The organism is Rhodococcus erythropolis NBRC 15567 (genome assembly GCF_001552595.1).
GTDB classification, from domain to species: Bacteria; Actinomycetota; Actinomycetes; order Mycobacteriales; family Mycobacteriaceae; genus Rhodococcus_F; species Rhodococcus_F erythropolis.
The window spans coordinates 158,519-174,209 of sequence record NZ_BCRM01000009.1; the positions used below are offsets into that span (position 1 = coordinate 158,519).

Annotated in this window: 14 protein-coding genes; 5 read left to right on the forward strand and 9 right to left on the reverse strand. The window is 62.6% G+C overall.

Annotation, left to right across the window (positions count from 1 at the left end; all coding sequences use genetic code 11):
- The first annotated feature begins 8 nt into the window (after positions 1–8).
- Together trpS and yhjD are read left to right on the forward strand one after the other, a co-directional pair.
- The gene (gene trpS, locus RE4_RS14980; protein WP_003941025.1) at positions 9–1,043 is read left to right on the forward strand and encodes a tryptophan--tRNA ligase; all 1,035 of its coding nucleotides are present in this window, start codon (positions 9–11) and stop codon (positions 1,041–1,043) included.
- 51 nt (positions 1,044–1,094) lie between these two features.
- A complete protein-coding gene (gene yhjD / locus RE4_RS14985; protein ID WP_020969131.1) occupies positions 1,095–2,129 on the forward strand; it encodes an inner membrane protein YhjD in 1,035 nt (344 codons plus the stop codon).
- Here yhjD and RE4_RS14990 read toward each other — a convergent pair.
- Positions 2,126–3,439 carry a D-alanyl-D-alanine carboxypeptidase family protein gene (locus RE4_RS14990; protein ID WP_029254980.1) on the reverse strand — a complete coding sequence of 438 codons (1,314 nt, stop codon included), beginning with the start codon at positions 3,437–3,439 and terminating at the stop codon, positions 2,126–2,128. The two genes, yhjD and RE4_RS14990, sit on opposite strands and share 4 nt — an antisense overlap.
- 198 nt (positions 3,440–3,637) lie before the next feature.
- On the opposite strand from RE4_RS14990, the gene RE4_RS14995 reads away from it, so the two are divergent.
- Entirely contained in the window at positions 3,638–4,210 is a 573-nt protein-coding gene (locus RE4_RS14995) for a dihydrofolate reductase family protein (RefSeq protein ID WP_019747666.1), read from the forward strand.
- A gap of 61 nt (positions 4,211–4,271) precedes the next feature.
- On the opposite strand, the gene RE4_RS15000 is transcribed toward RE4_RS14995, so the two are convergent.
- Genes RE4_RS15000 through iolC form a run of 8 tightly spaced genes read right to left on the reverse strand, consistent with a single transcriptional unit; the run spans position 4,272 to position 13,474 of the window.
- Complete coding sequence (locus RE4_RS15000) at positions 4,272–5,777, reverse strand: CoA-acylating methylmalonate-semialdehyde dehydrogenase (RefSeq protein ID WP_060938832.1); 1,506 nt, start codon at positions 5,775–5,777, stop codon at positions 4,272–4,274.
- 24 nt (positions 5,778–5,801) lie between these two features.
- Positions 5,802–6,686 carry a sugar phosphate isomerase/epimerase family protein gene (locus RE4_RS15005; RefSeq protein WP_060938833.1) on the reverse strand — a complete coding sequence of 295 codons (885 nt, stop codon included), beginning with the start codon at positions 6,684–6,686 and terminating at the stop codon, positions 5,802–5,804.
- Between the two features lie 2 nt (positions 6,687–6,688).
- Positions 6,689–7,729, reverse strand: a complete 1,041-nt coding sequence (locus RE4_RS15010; protein ID WP_060938834.1) for a Gfo/Idh/MocA family protein — start codon at positions 7,727–7,729, stop codon at positions 6,689–6,691.
- Between the two features lie 26 nt (positions 7,730–7,755).
- Positions 7,756–8,661 carry a sugar phosphate isomerase/epimerase family protein gene (locus RE4_RS15015; RefSeq protein WP_019747670.1) on the reverse strand — a complete coding sequence of 302 codons (906 nt, stop codon included), beginning with the start codon at positions 8,659–8,661 and terminating at the stop codon, positions 7,756–7,758.
- A 52-nt stretch (positions 8,662–8,713) separates the two neighbouring features.
- The gene (gene iolD, locus RE4_RS15020) at positions 8,714–10,669 is read right to left on the reverse strand and encodes a 3D-(3,5/4)-trihydroxycyclohexane-1,2-dione acylhydrolase (decyclizing) (RefSeq protein ID WP_060938872.1); all 1,956 of its coding nucleotides are present in this window, start codon (positions 10,667–10,669) and stop codon (positions 8,714–8,716) included.
- A gap of 14 nt (positions 10,670–10,683) precedes the next feature.
- Entirely contained in the window at positions 10,684–11,556 is an 873-nt protein-coding gene (iolB, locus tag RE4_RS15025; protein WP_060938835.1) for a 5-deoxy-glucuronate isomerase, read from the reverse strand.
- A gap of 21 nt (positions 11,557–11,577) precedes the next feature.
- On the reverse strand, positions 11,578–12,477 hold the full coding sequence (locus RE4_RS15030) for a Cgl0159 family (beta/alpha)8-fold protein (RefSeq protein WP_046378298.1): 900 nt from the start codon (positions 12,475–12,477) through the stop codon (positions 11,578–11,580).
- Complete coding sequence (gene iolC / locus RE4_RS15035) at positions 12,470–13,474, reverse strand: 5-dehydro-2-deoxygluconokinase (RefSeq protein WP_174531769.1); 1,005 nt, start codon at positions 13,472–13,474, stop codon at positions 12,470–12,472. The genes RE4_RS15030 and iolC overlap by 8 nt, the downstream gene beginning before the upstream one ends.
- Positions 13,475–13,673: 199 nt before the next feature.
- On the opposite strand from iolC, the gene RE4_RS15040 reads away from it, so the two are divergent.
- Positions 13,674–14,411: a GntR family transcriptional regulator gene (locus RE4_RS15040; protein ID WP_060938836.1), complete on the forward strand. Its 738-nt coding sequence runs from the start codon at positions 13,674–13,676 to the stop codon at positions 14,409–14,411.
- Positions 14,412–14,517: 106 nt separating this feature from the next.
- On the forward strand, positions 14,518–15,666 hold the full coding sequence (locus tag RE4_RS15045; protein ID WP_046378299.1) for a Gfo/Idh/MocA family protein: 1,149 nt from the start codon (positions 14,518–14,520) through the stop codon (positions 15,664–15,666).
- The last annotated feature ends 25 nt before the right edge of the window (positions 15,667–15,691 follow it).

A 15,691-nucleotide genomic window follows, 5' to 3' on the forward strand; every position in this document is an offset into this window, starting at 1 on the left:
TCGGAACCATGTCGACCCCTGCAGAACAGAAGCCCACCGCAAAGCCTCGCGTGCTTTCCGGAATCCAGCCGACGTCGGATTCTTTCCACCTCGGCAACTACCTGGGTGCGCTGCAGCAGTGGGTTCCGTTGCAGGACGATTTCGACGCTTTCTACTTCATTCCGGATCTTCACGCCATCACGGTGACGCAGGACCCGAAGGAATTGCGTCGTCGCACCAAGGTTGCGGTGGCTCAGCTCCTTGCGGTGGGTATCGATCCGGATCGGGCGACGCTGTTCGTACAGAGTCAGGTTCCCGAGCACGCACAGTTGGCGTGGGTCCTGAACTGCATCACCGGTTTCGGTGAAGCCAGCCGTATGACGCAGTTCAAGGACAAGTCCGCCAAGCAAGGCAGCGACAACGCCAGTGTCGGTTTGTTCACGTATCCGGTTCTGATGGCCGCGGACATCCTTCTGTACCGCCCGCAGCGAGTTCCGGTGGGTGAGGATCAGCGTCAGCACCTCGAACTCGCACGCGATCTGGCCGGCCGGTTCAACACCCGCTACGGCAAGGCGTTCGTTGTTCCCGAGCCGCAGATCATCAAGGGCACGGCAAAGATCTACGACCTGCAGGATCCGACCGCCAAGATGAGCAAGTCCGCCGCCAGTGCGGCCGGACTGATCAATCTGCTCGACGATCCGAAGGTGTCGGCAAAGAAGATCAAGTCGGCCGTCACCGACAACGAGCGCGAGATTCGTTTCGACCCGCAGGCCAAGCCGGGCGTCAGCAACCTGCTCACCATTCAGTCGGCTCTCTCGGGAGTACCGATCGAGACTCTGGTGGCCGGTTACGAGGGCAAGGGGTACGGCGACCTCAAGACCGATACCGCTGATGTGCTGACCGAGTTCGTCACCCCACTCAAGGCGAAGGTCGACGGTTACCTTGCCGACGAGGCAGAGCTGGATCGCATCATCGCGGCTGGAGCGCACCGCGCCCGTGAGGTGTCTTCACGCACTCTCGCCGCTGTCTATGACAAGGTCGGATTCCTGGCACCGAAGGGCTGACTTACGCGAATTCGGACTCACGACGCCTGACCGAACATGAGGGGGACGGCAATGGCTGACACGGACGACGACGCACCGAGCTTTCTCGAGAAGCAACGAGCAGCGCGACCCTGGCTCGATCATCTGGTTCGCGCCGCAGGACGTTTCCAAGAGCAAAAGGGCGATTACTACGCTGCGGGAATCACGTACTTCAGTGTTCTCGCATTGATTCCGATCATGATGGTCGCGTTTGCAGTGGCCGGTTTCGTATTGGCCGGGCATCCCGAGTACCTGGAGTCGATTCAGGAGCAGATCACCAAGAGCATTCCGGGCAGCTTGGGTGACACCATCAACACGCTGATCGATTCGGCTATCGACTCGCGCGCGAGCGTCGGAATCTTCGGTCTCCTGGGTGCCGCGTACGCGGGTCTCGGTTGGATGGCAAATGTTCGCGACGCGCTGACGGCGATGTGGGAGAGCAAGCGCGAGCCGAAGGGTTTCGTTCGTACCAAACTCGGTGACGCAGGGGCCCTCATCGGTCTGGCTCTCGCCATGGTCGTCTCACTGGGAATGTCGGCGCTGAGCAGCGGGCCGGTTGCGACTCAGATCGTGAAATGGCTCAACCTCGAGAACATCACCGGTGTCGGCGTGGGGCTCAGAGTCGTTTCACTGTTGCTCTCACTCCTGGCGACGTGGGCGGTGTTCCTGTGGGTGATTGCCCGGCTGCCGCGCGAGCCTGTCACGCTGCGCAGCGCCGCGCAGGCAGCGCTTATCGCCGCGGTCGTGTTCGAAATCTTCAAGCAGGTAGGTGCGATCTACCTCGCGGCCGTCACCAGTGGCCCGGCGGGCGTGGCATTCGGCCCGATCATCGGTTTGCTCGTGTTCGTGTTCACGGCGTCGAGGATGCTGCTGTTCTGCACGGCGTGGGCGGCGACGACAAAGGAAAGTATGGCTCTGGCCTTCGTTCCGCCGCCGGATCCGGCCGTGATCTCGCCGCGAATCGTTGTCAGTGACGGAGCTTCACCGTCTCGCGTGGCTGCGTTGATCGCCACGGGTGCGGTTGCCGGCCTGGGTCTTTCGGGCTTCATGCGCCGTCGGCCGCGCTAGCGCCTTCGACGGTTCAGAGCAACGGCTCCCGCCACCAGCGCGATCACCACAACTCCGCCGACAGCACCGATGAGGATGCGGTCAGTGGTGTCCGACTCGGTGTCGGTAGCGGTGGGTGCTGCCGAGATCGAGCCTGGTGCAGCGGCAGACGGTGTGCGAGTGACATCGGGCGTGGCATCGTCGGTCGATCGGTCCGTCAACGAGCCGACGGTTGTGCTCGCGGGGAGTGCATATCCGTAGTCGAGTAGACGGGCAGCCTGCTCCCACGGACGGATCGGCTTGGCTTCGCCGCCCATCAATGTCACCAGTAGTTTCCGGCCGTTGCGCTCCGCAGCACCGACGTACGTGTGGCGGGCGTCGTCGGTGAAGCCGGTCTTGCCGCCCAATGCGCCGTCGTAGTTGTAGAGCAACTGATTGTCGTTCGCGAGAGTGAATCCGGGGCGATCCTGATCGTCAGGAATCGTGGGATCTTTCGGGAAGCCGGGAAACTCGACGGTTTCGGTATGGATCAGTCCGGCAAACGTCGGATTCTGGAGGGCTGTATGGAAAATTACGGCCAGGTCGTACGGTGAGCTGCTCATCCCCGGGCCGTCGAGTCCGGATGGAGTTGCCGTGCGAGTGTCGAGGGCGCCGAGTTCGGCCGCGAGCGCGTTCATCTTCGACACGGCTGCAGCGTCACCGCCGAGTTGGCGGGCAAGAGCGTGCGCGGCATCGTTTCCCGACGCCATGACCAGACCCTGCATCAGTTGCCGGTTGGTGTACTTGCCGCCCTTGCCGATGCCGACAGCGCTACCTTCAGCGTCCGCATCTTCGGCAGTTGCGGTGATTTCGGTGTCGAGATCGAGTTCGTCGAGAGCGACGAGAGCCAACAGCATCTTGATGGTGCTGGCCGGTCGGTAGCGACCGTGCGGATCTTTCGCGGCGAGGACCTCACCGGTTTCGGCGTCCGCGAGTACCCATCCGGATGCCGCGATGTCGGCCGGGAGCGGGGGAGCGCCGTCAGGAAGTACGACGCCACACTCGCCGAGCTTGTCTCCACCGACGGGGCTTTCCGGAATCGGGACAGCAGTCGGGGCCGTGGATCCGGGCGCAGGTGCTTCGGAGAGATCGATCGCCGGCGCCGGGCTACTCGTGAACGGGCAGCTGTCGGTGTTGGGTGTTGTGAACGGTGCCTCGGTAGTGGTGGTGGGCGGCGGCGGGGCCGGTTGGGCGCCGGCCACTCCCGAGGTCCCTACGACACCGGTAAACGCAATGCTCCCTGAGAGCACTGTTCCGGCCACTGCCACTGCACACTTTCGACGCCACATCATCGATATACGAGGGTATGCGAACGTGAGGGAACGTCCGAATCGCCACGCAAGCAGAGGGATCGAAAACAGGCGATTCGGTTTGTACATCGGTCATAGTGGACGATCGCCGCTGATGAGTTCCACCACCACGCAGAGTCTGTAACAGTGGGGTAGTCGACTACTCGAATGGCGCACACGCACTGACGACAGGGGATCGGTATGGGCAAGATCGTGGTGACAGAATTCGTGTCTTTGGACATGGTTATGGAAGCGCCCGGTGGCGAACCGGGCTATGCGCACACTGGATGGGTCTTTCCGTACCAGGAGGGCGATCAGATGAAGTTCAAACTCGACGAAACCCTCGCCGCGGACGTGCTTCTACTCGGTCGACGGACCTACGAGAGCTTCGCCGGTGCCTGGCCTGAGCGCGAAGACGACCAAGGCTTTGCGGACAAGATGAACGAGATGCCCAAGTACGTCGTCACGAGTTCGACGGAGCCGCTCGAATGGAACAACTCGACGGCGCTCGACGGTCCCATCGAGGAATCCGTTCCGAAGCTTAAGGAACAGATCGACGGCGAAATCCTGGTCGCGGGAAGTCGGACGCTCGTCCACGCGTTGTTGCTGGCCGGTCTGGTCGACGAGCTACGGCTGATGGTCTTCCCGGTCATTCTCGGGTCCGGCGGGAGAGTGTTCCCCGAATCGGCCGACAAGATCGACCTCGAGTTGAAGGACGATCGTCGGTACGAATCCGGAGTTCAGGTGCTGACGTACCACCCCACGGTCGCGTAGACCTCTCGAAAACATCTGTGGCCGAGCCTCTTCGAGAGTCTCGGCCACAGATGTCTTGCGGCTAACTGTTTTCGGGGAAGCCGAGGTTGATGCCGCCGTGGCTGGGGTCGAGCCAGCGACTGGTGACGGCTTTACCTCGCGTGAAGAAATGAACACCTTCTGTCCCGTGAGCGTGGGTGTCACCGAAGAGGCTGTTCTTCCAGCCGCCGAAGCTGTAGTAGGCCATGGGAACCGGGATGGGGACGTTGATGCCGATCATGCCGACCTCCACCTCGTTCTGGAAGCGTCGGGCAGCGCCGCCGTCGTTGGTGAAGATGGCGGTGCCGTTTCCGTACGGGTTGTTGTTGATCAGTTCGAGGGCTTGGTCGTAGGTATCGACGCGCACGACGGAGAGAACAGGCCCGAAGATTTCGTCGGTGTAGATCGACATGTCGGTGGTGACGTGGTCGATGAGGGTGGGTCCAAGCCAGAAGCCGTCCGGTCCACCATCGGCCTGGACTGTACGTCCGTCGACCACGATGGTGGCGCCGTCCTTCTCGCCTGCATCGACGTATGAGGCGACCTTGTCGCGGTGGGCCTTGGTGACGAGCGGACCCATGTCGGAGTTCTTGGTGCCGTCACCGGTGACGAGGGGAGTGGTCCGCTCGACGATCTTGGCGACCAGTTCGTCGGCGATGTCGCCGACTGCGACCAGGGCGGAGATCGCCATGCATCGTTCGCCCGCGGAGCCGAATCCCGCGTTGACCATTGCGTCGGCGGCGAGGTCGAGGTCGGCGTCCGGCAGAACGATGGCGTGGTTCTTGGCGCCGCCGAGTGCTTGCACGCGTTTGCCGTTGGCGGTGCCGGTGGCATAGACGTACTGGGCGATGGGGGTGGATCCGACAAACGAAATCGCTTTGACTGCTTTGTTTTCCAGAAGTTCGTCGACGGCGAGCTTGTCACCTTGGAGGACGTTGAAGACGCCGGGGGGCAGACCGGCTTCGGCCCAGAGTTCGGCGAGCCAGATCGCCGCGGTGGGGTCCTTCTCCGAGGGTTTGAGAATCACGGTGTTCCCGGCGGCGATGGCGACCGGGAAGAACCACATCGGGACCATCGCGGGAAAGTTGAAGGGGGAGATGATGCCTACGGGGCCGAGGGGTTGGCGGATGGAGTAGACGTCGACCTTGGTCGATGCATTCTCGGTGTATCCGCCCTTGAGGAGATGCGCTATTCCGCAGGCGAATTCGACTACTTCTTGTCCGCGGCTGATTTCGCCGAGGGCGTCGGAGAGAACCTTGCCGTGCTCGGCTGTGATGATCTCGGCGAGTTCACCTTTGCGAGCGTTGAGGAGTTCGCGGAAGCTGAACAGTATCTGTGTGCGCCGGGCCAGGGAGGTGTCACGCCAGGCGGGGAAGGCCGCCGCAGCAGCGTCGATGACGGTGCGAGCGTCCTCGAGGTTCGCCAGGGCGAGTCGGCCGGTGATCTGTCCGGTGGCGGGGTTGGTGACGGGGGCGGTGTTCTCGGATGTTCCGGCGAACGACTTGCCGTCCAACCAGTGCGCGATGACTCGAGTATCAGTGCTGGTCATGGTATTTCCTAGTGGTCTGGTGGCTCAGGAGTTCGGGGAGGTGTACTTGGCGACATAGTCGTTCATCGTCTCGCGCTGGTACCGGGAAACCTCGTGTGCGTTTTCGTTCTCGGCGAAGACGCTCGACACCATCACGGTGTTGTCACGATCGTAGAAGCCGAGTTTGCCGAGGCCGCCGAAGAATTCGTCCCAGTTGACGTCTCCGTCCCCGATTTTGAGGTGTTGATGCACTCGAACGGCATTGCCTGGCGGATTGGTGATGTAGCGAAGTCCGTGGGAACGGTGATGATCCATGGTGTCTGCCACATGTACGAGACGGACCATGTCGCCGGCGGCCTCCATGATGGCGGGAAGGTCCCCACCCATGTGGAATTGGTGGCACGCCACGATCACCATGCCGAGGTTCTTGGAGTTCACGCCACGGATCGTGCGGATCGCGGCAAGTCCGTCTTCGGCAAAATCGTCCGGGTGCGGGTCGATCAGGACGTCGATCCCCTCGCGTTCGATGATCGGAAGCAGTTCCTCCATCGAACGATAGAACGCACGCTCGGACTCTTCGGCTTTCTCGGGGCGGCCGGAGAATTCGGTGTTCATGACGTTGACACCGAGATCGACCGTGATCTGGATGGCCCGCTTCCAGTAACGCACTGCTGCTTCGCGAGCGTCCTCGTCCGGGCCGGACCACCGAAGGACCGGGAGCACCGACGCGATGCCGACTCCCGCACTTGCGCAGGCCTTCCGGAACTCGGCGACGAGCGCGTCGTCGGCTTTCGGGTGATTGAAGAACGGGATCATGTCGACGTGCGGTGTGAGCTGCAGGTACTCGTACCCGAGATCGGCAACAACTCGGGGAAGCTCCAGCAGCGAGTAATCGTGATGGAACGGTGTGGGATCGAGAGCGACCTTCATCGCTACACTCCGGCCACAGAGTCGCGCGCAACCATGTCCACGACGACGCGTTGACCCGTCTCCAGAGACTTCACGCCAGCGGCGCAGACAGCGGCCGCGGCGTACCCGTCCCAGGCACCAGGTCCGTCGATGTAGTTGCCGGTGCCGGCGCCCGTCTTCACCGCCTTGATCCACCGGGCGAACTCGGTGTCGTATGCCTGCCCGAAGCGTTCGCGGAATCCTGGGGTGATCTGCCCACCCCAGTTGCCGGGCTTGGTCTTTCGGATCAGTCCCACGTCGAGTCCGATCATCGCGCTTCCGAGTTCGCCGACAACTTCGGTGCGCACCTCGTAGGCAACTCCGGTGGTGACAAACACCTCGGCGTCGACGTGTCTACCGGACTCGGTCTCGAATATAGCGATCTGTGGGTCTTGAATGCCCTCGGGAGCAAGCGAATTCGCAGACGGCCGAATTATCTGCACCGAGGTGATCTCTTCGTCGAGCAGGAATCGCGTCACGTCGACCTCGTGGACGAGTGAGTCCTTGACGATCATCGCGCTGTCGAAGCCGTTCGGAACCGCAGGATTGCGGTGCGCGCAGTGCACAACGAGAGGGCGACCGAGATCACCGCTGTCGATCAAATCCTTGAGCTGGGTGTATTCGTGGTCGAACCGGCGCATGAAACCGACCTGGATCAGTTTCTTTCCCAGCGCTGCTTCGGCTTTGACGATCGCCAGCGAACTGTCCGCGTCGGTGGTCAGCGGCTTCTCGCAGAGAACCGGCTTGCCTGCTTCGAGGCAGGCAAGTACCTGCTTCTCATGGGTCGGGCCCGGGGTTGCGAGCACAACGGCGTCGACGTCCTCGGCTGCGATGGCATCGAACGGATCGACGACGACGCGTGCCCCCGGCGTCAATGCTGCGATTTCCTCGGCGCGGGCAAGAGAGTAGTCGTTGACGACAGTGACTCGGGCACCGCCGATTTTGTTGGTGATGCGGTCGACGTGATCGGCCCCCATGATGCCGACGCCGAGCACTGCGATCCGGAGATCCTGGTTGTCAGACATGCGGTGGTACTCCTCGATTGTGTTGCTCAGCTGAAACGGACGGCGGGGACGCCACAGGTGGACAGGTATTTCTGAGTGCGCTGTGCGATGGGCAGCGGTGTGTCGGGATGGCAGGGATACATGTCCTGCTCGACGATCGCGAACACGTCGATGCCGAGCTTCTCGATGGCCTCCAGAAGCGGCGGCATGTCCGGGATTCCACGCGGTGGTTCGATCATCGCGCCGAGTTTGACGGCTTCGCCGAACGGCAGGTCCTCCGCCTCCACCTTGGCGACGATCGCCGGATCCACCTGCTTGAGGTGCAGGTACCCGATGCGCTCCGGATGCTTGTTGATGATGGCGAGATTGTCGCCGCCGCAGTAGCTGATGTGGCCGGTATCGAGGCACAGGTTCACGAAACGCTCGTCTGTACCTTCGAGGAACTTGTAGACGTTGTCCTCGATATCGACATGGCTGTCGGCATGAGGGTGGTACTGCGCCATGACGCCGTACTCCTCGAGCATCGCCTTGCCGAGAGCGTTCATGCCGTCGGTCTTCTTGCGCCACTGCTCGGGAGTCAGATTTCGATCCTCGAGTACCACTCCGGTGGAAGGATCGCGCCACATCTCGGGTATGACCACTACGTGCTTGCCGCCGACGGCTGCGGTCAACTTGGCGACGTCCTTGATCTGATTCCAGACGGCATCCCAGGAATCGTCCTGGTGCAGGTGTTCGAAAACGGTACCGGCCGAAAGCTTGAGGCCGCGTGCTCCGAGTTCGTCAGTCAGCTTGGCTGGATCGGTCGGAAGGTATCCGAACGGACCGAGTTCGATCCATTCATATCCCGACGCGGACACCTCGTCGAGGAATCGCGTGTACGGGGTCTGCTGAGGGTCGTCCGGAAACCACACACCCCAGGAGTCGGGGGCTGATCCGACGCGAATCGCGCTCATGTCTAGATTCCTTTCGCGGGCAGGCTTTTTGGGGTGTGGCTGTGCGGAATTCTCATTCGGATGGACGTAGATACGGTCGCTGGATCTTCTTCCAGGACTCGTAGGTTGTCCGGGCGTTCTTGGTCGATTCCAGTTCGGAAGTAGCTGATACCGGTACGTCCCACCATGATTCGCTGTCCGGGGCGCCGATCAGCGGATCGGTTTCGACGTGGATGACCGTGCTGGTGTCGCTTGCTTTGGCGACTTTGATCGCGTCGGCGAACTCGGCGGCGGTGTTGGCGCGGATGACGTCGACACCGAGGCTGGCGGCGTTCGCGGCCAGATCGACCGGGAGAACACCTCCGTCGAGACGTCCGTCATTCGAGCGGTAGCGGTACTGCGTGCCGAAGCGCTGGGAACCCAACGACTCGGATAGCGAACCGATGGAGGCAAATCCGTGATTCTGCACCAGGACGACGATGACCTTGAGGCGTTCCTGTACGGCGGTGACCAATTCGGTGGCCATCATCAGATAGGAACCGTCGCCGACCATCACGAACACGTCGCGATCGGGGCACGCCATGCGGACGCCTAGACCGCCGGCAACTTCGTATCCCATGCACGAGTACCCGTATTCGACGTGATACCCCTTGGGATCACGGGTTCGCCACAGCTTGTGGAGGTCACCCGGCATGGACCCGGCAGCGCACACCACGACGTCACGTGGATCGGACAGAGTGTTGACCAGGCCGATCACCTGATTCTGATTCAGTGACCCGTCGGCAGCGGGTTCGGCTGGGTTGTAGACGGATTCGACGATCGCATCCCAATCGCGAGCGAGTTCACCGATCCTGGACGCGTATTCGTCGTCCACCCGGTAGTCGTTCAGTGCGATCGCCAGCGCGTCGAGTGCCTCACGTGCGTCGGCGACCACGCTGACTCCGCCCTGCTTCACGGAGTCCAGTGAAGCGACGTTGATGTTGACGAAGCGAACGTCGGGATTGGTGAATGCGGTGCGGGACGCGCTCGTGAAATCGCTGTACCGCGTGCCGATTCCGATGACGACGTCCGCCTCGGTGGCCAGTGCGTTTGCAGCCGTAGTGCCGGTGGACCCCACCGCCCCGACGGATTGTGGATGGTCGTAGACCAATGAACCCTTGCCGGCCTGGCTCTGCCCCACGGGGATTCCGGTCTGCGCGCAGAACGCTGCCAGAGAGTCGGTGGCCTGGCTGTAGATCACGCCGCCGCCGGCGACGATCAGTGGCTTGCGAGCCGAGCGGATGATCGCGGCGGCGCGTTCGATCACCGATCGCTCGGGGAGCGGGCGGGCCACGTGCCACACCCGTTCGGCGAAGAAGGACTCGGGCCAGTCGAAAGCCTCGGCCTGCACGTCCTGCGGGATGGCGATGGTCACTGCGCCGGTCTCGACGGGATCAGTGAGAACGCGCATCCCGGCGAGCAGAGCGCTCGGCAACTGCTCCGGGCGCCATACCCGATCGAAGTATCGTGAGACCGGTTTGAAAGCGTCGTTGACCGTGACGTCGCCGCTCGACGGGAGTTCGAGTTCCTGTAAGACGGGGGCACTGGCGCGGGTCGCGAAAGTGTCTGCGGGAAGGAGTAATACAGGTAGACGGTTGATGGTGGCCAGTGCCGCGCCGGTGATCATATTGGTGGCGCCGGGGCCGACGCTGGACGAGACTGCCCACGTCTGCAGGCGGTCCTTCATGCGGGCGTGCGCGACAGCCGAGTGCACCATCGCCTGTTCATTGCGGCCGAGCACGTAGGGGAGTGTCGGCTCACGGCCGGCGTCGAGATCCTGGATCTCGGCCTGCAAGAGTGCCTGCCCCAGTCCGGCGACGTTGCCGTGCCCGAAGATTCCGAAGCAGCCGGCAAACAGCTTGGTGCGCTGGCCGTCGCGTTCGGTGTACTGGTTGGCGAGGAAGCGGACGACAGCTTGAGAAACGGTGAGGTATGCGGTCGGCTCGTCGCGAGGTAGACGATTGCCGGTTGCGTTGTTGGTGGGTGCCACAGCTTTCACTTCCGTCAGTTGTGGGACTGCAACGGCAGTCGAGGGTCGATGTCCTGGTGATCCCAGCTTCCACGCAGCCAGGTGTGTTGCGGATCGTCACAGATGTTCCACGCCCGGATCTCGCCCGAACCTGCCATGACGTTGAGGTAGTACATGTGGTGGCCCGGCGCTGCGATGGACGGGCCGTGATAGCCGTGCGGCACGAGGACGACGTCGCCCGAGCGGACTTCCTCGAGCACCTCGATAGGTCTCTCGGCGGTTCCGTACACGCGGTGGTAGCCGAACCCTTCGGTCCCGGTGGGGCTTCGGTCGATCTCGAAGTAGTAGATCTCTTCCAGGGCCGATTCGACGTCGCTGTTCTCGTCGTGCTTGTGGCTGGGATACGACGACCAGTTCCCGCCGGGGGTGATGACCTCACACGCGATGATGGAGTCTGCCTCGAAAGTGTCTGCGGTGGCGAAGTTGTGAACCTGTCGGCTGCAGTTACCGGCACCGCGGAGTTCGACGGCAACTCCTGATGCGGGACCGTAGCGATGGGGGAGCTTGGCTCCGGCGCGCGCTCCGCACAGGGCGAAGCGGCCTCCACCTGCGCTGGCCACTGTGTAGTCGGAATCGCGTCCTATGTAGGCGAAGTCGCTCGGTCCGTCGAAGACCGACGCGCGGCCGGTCAGGGCGATCTCCGTCCCCTCGGCAACTATCACGGCCGAACCCGACAGTGGAACGACGACTATCTCGTTCTCGCCGGACTGCAAGCGGACGCTCGCGCCAGGGGCGAGTTCGAGTGTCCACAAGCTGGATTCGGTCCAACCCGCGGACTCCGGCGTGACCACTGTCGTGAAATCACTGTCGGCGGACGATCCGGCGGGGACGTAGTACTTGCTGAACATCTTGCTCCTGCCAGGTCGGTTCTAGTGGACGAGCTTGACTGCGGTGTCGACGGCCGCGGTCACGTCGCCGTCCGGTGGGTAGAGCAGCGCGCGCCCGACGATCAGTCCGCGCACGGACGGCAGCTGAAGGGCAGCGTCCCACTTTGCGTACGTTTCTTCCGGCGCGATCTGCGGATCGCCGCCCAGGAGGAGCGTCGGGAGGGTGGTCGCATCCATGACGCGTTCCATCTCGTCGACGACCGGCAGTTTCATCCACGTATACGCCGAGGTGGAGCCGAGACCTTGGGAGATGTGGATGGACTTGATGACGGCGTCGGGGCTGAGATCGTTGACCACCTTGCCGTTGACGCGACTGGAGAGGAACGGCTCGAGCATCGCGATCAGTCCGGCCGCGGCCAGTTCGTCAACGGCCTCGGCACATGCCGTCATGGTGGGCAGGGTGCCCGCGTCGTCGAGGGCGATGCGCAGCAGCATCTTTCCGCCGTTCATTCCGAACTTCGCGGTGCCCGCCGCGGTATATCCGGTCATGCGGTCGTCGAGTTCGAAGCTCGCGCCCGCCAGGCCGCCGCGGTTCATCGACGAGAAGACGACCTTGTCCTCGAGGGCCCCGAGGAGGAGCAGATCGTCGAGAATGTCCGCGGTACCGAGAACGCCGTCGACTCCGGGATTGTCGAGCGCCGTGCGTAATCTGTCGAGCAGATCGGTACGACTGTTCATCGCTGTCGGCTTGCCGCCGACAGACAATGCCCCACGCGCTGGATGATCGGCAGCGACGATCATCAGTCGTCCGTTGCCTCGAACGGTGGCGCGAGGAGTTCTTGCTGCCCAGGACTTTTCGATGATCTGCGGATCGCTCGCACGCAGTTCCGTCACGTCGGCGTAGGTGGTGGCGAGGGGGCGGGCGGCGAGCTTGTCAGACATTGACTGCCTCCGTGGCTGTGGCTTCGGCGAGATCGTGGACTTCTTCAGCGGTTGGCATCGCAGTGGAGCATTCGAGCCGAGATGCGACTATCGCACCGGCCGCGTTGGCATAGCGCAGTACCTTCTCCAGTGGCCACCCGGCCAACAGTCCGTGGCACAGTGATCCGCCGAAGCTGTCGCCAGCACCCAGCCCGTTGACCACGTCGACGGCGTTGGGCGGCACGGTGATCGATTGCTTTCGTGTTTTGCCGAGGACACCCTTCGGGCCCTGCTTCACGATGGCCAGTTCGACTCCGAGGTCGAGAAGCGCGTCGGCGGCCTTGTTCGGATTGGTCTCACCGACCGCGATCTCGCACTCTTCGCGGTTTCCGACGGCTACCGTCACGTGCGCGAGAGCGCGCTGCACCTGAGTGGTCGCTTCTTGGGGTGTCGACCAGAACATCGGGCGGTAGTCCAGATCGAGGACCGTCAGCGGGCGTCGTTCGCGGGCTTCCCAGGCAGCGAAGTGTGCACTGCGACTCGGTTCTTCGGACAGCCCTGTCACAGTCGACCAGTAGAGGGACGCTGTTCGAACGGCGTCGAGGTCGATATCGTCCGGGGTGATCCGAAGATCGGGCGCATGCGGCTTGCGGTAGAAGTACAGCGGGAAGTCGTCAGGGGGGAAGATCTCGCAGAACGTCACCGGTGTCGGGTACTCGGAATTGGTGACGACAAACCTGTTGTCGACGCCCAGACGTGCCAACTCGCGTGTGACGAACTTTCCGAAGGGATCGCTGCCTACGCCGGAGATCAGTGCTGCTCGCCGGCCGAGGCGTGCAGCCGCCACCGAGACGTTTGCCGCGCTGCCGCCGAGAAACTTGCCGAAGGTCTCGACGTCTTCGAGTCCGACACCGGTTTGAAGTGGGTAGATGTCCACCCCCGATCGGCCGATGGCAAGCACGTCGAATGGTGCGTCAGGGATGTGTGACCCGCTCTGGTGAGTGTTGATGCTTGTCAAGACTGACTCCCGAGAGTTCGTGGTGGGCTGCCCGCGCAGGGCACCGTTGTATGACTGAAACTGTGCGCCGCGACACAGCGATTGTCAATAGTTTGTCTGGACATTATGACTTGCGGTCAAGTGAATGTTAGTGTTCGCATACACTGCCGAGAGAAGTAGCGTCGATACGGCGCCTTCCCAAGACAGATCGGAGTTGACCGTGGTCGCAGCACTCGCCGTCGAGTTGGACCGCTCGAGCCCGGTGCCGCTGTATTTTCAGCTGGCCCAGGCAATCGAGGGCGCTATTCTCGGTGGCGAACTTGCCCCAGGTGATCGCTTCGAGAACGAACTGGCGTTGGCCAAACGGCTCAATCTCTCACGTCCGACCACTCGACGTGCGATCCAGGAACTGGTGGACAAGGGCCTACTTGTTCGTAAGCGGGGAGTCGGAACTCAGGTGGTGCAAAGTCCGGTGCACCGCCCGGTCGAGCTCACCAGCCTGTTCGACGACCTTGCGAGGGCCGGCCAGGCGCCGACGACCAAGCTGCTCGAGTTCACGGTGGGAGTTCCCGTCGAGGACGTTGCCGCGGAACTCAACCTCGAACCTGACGCCGAAGTGGCCACCATCAGGCGTCTGCGAAGCACCAACGGCGAACCGCTTGCAGTGATGACCAACTACATTCCGGTGGACATCGCACCCGATCCCGAGGAGTTGGAGACGCAAGGGCTGTACCAAACCTTGCGAACTCGCGGCGTTCACATCCGTGTGGCGCGGCAGCGAATCGGCGCTCGGGCGGCGACTCGCGAAGAAGCAGGATTGCTCGACGAGAAAGTGGGTGCTGCCCTCTTGACCATGAGCCGCACTGCATTTGACGATTCAGGTAGTGCCGTCGAGTACGGCAGCCACTGCTACCGAGCGTCGCGTTACTACTTCGACACCACCGTGGTCGACCGCTAGATCTCGATCCCGGTGACACGAGTACCCGCCTGACCGAGTCAGTGGGGGTGATTTGTGATCCCAGCATTTCTGCGATCCTTCGATCATTTGACCCGAACGGAGCCTCATGACAGGCATTTCAGTAGCAGTTGCCGGATTCGGATGGATGGGCCGCGTACACACGCAGGCGTATCTGCGTCTGCGGCAGCACTATCCCCAGCTTCCCGTGATCCGCCTGGCCGCCGTCGCCGACGAGGTGCCGGGCCGAGGGGAGGAAGCGGCGGACCAATTCGGTTTCGAAGCTTTCACCCAGGACTGGCGCGATATCGCAGCCGATCCGGCCATCGACGCGGTGAGCATCACGGCCCCGAACTTCTTGCACCGTGAAATCGGCGTCGCAATGGCAGAAGCCGGCAAACACATCTGGATCGAGAAGCCCGTCGGCTTGTCCACGGAAGACGCCAAAGCTGTTGCCGCAGCGGTCTCGAAGGCCGGTGTGCAGTCGACCGTCGGCTTCAACTACCGAAACGCGCCGGCTGTAGCCCTGGCAAAAAGCCTGATCGACTCAGGGGAGTTGGGCACGATCACGCACTCGCGGTTTCGTTTCCTCAGCGACTATGCGGCCCACCCTGAAGGCGCTTTGAGTTGGCGATACGAGCGTGAGCGCGGCGGCGCCGGCGTCCTGGGCGACTTGGCTTCGCACGGCATCGATCTGATTCGTCATCTTCTCGGTGACGTCGACGCTCTCGTTGCTGATACTGCGATCTTCATCCCGGAGCGTGCGCGTCCGTCCGCCGCTACCAGTGGACATGCCCGAGCCAGCGGCGGGGAGATGGGAGCTGTCGAGAACGAAGACTTCGTCAGCGCACTGCTGCGGCTCGGCTCGGGCGGCCGCTGCACCCTCGAAGCGTGCCGCGTCGCCGTGGGAGAGCAGAACAACTACGGATTCGAGATTCACGGTACGAAGGGTGCCGTGTTCTGGGATTACCGCCGGATGGGTGAACTGGGCACCAGCCTCGGCTCGAAGTATCAGGACCAATCCGTCACGACGGTTTTGGTCGGCCCCGAGTCGGGAGAGTTCGGCCGCTTCCAACCCGGCGCGGCCAACGCCATGGGTTATGACGACCTGAAGGTCATCGAGGCTCGCAATTTCGTCTCCTCGATCGTGGACGGAGCGCCGCAGGGCGCGACCATCGCTGATGCTGTCGCGTCGGCGCAGGCTCTGGACGCGATGGTTGCCTCGGTCTCCTCCGGTGGCTGGATTTCTCTCGGCTGATCGAGAATTGCTCCGAAAGGCTCTG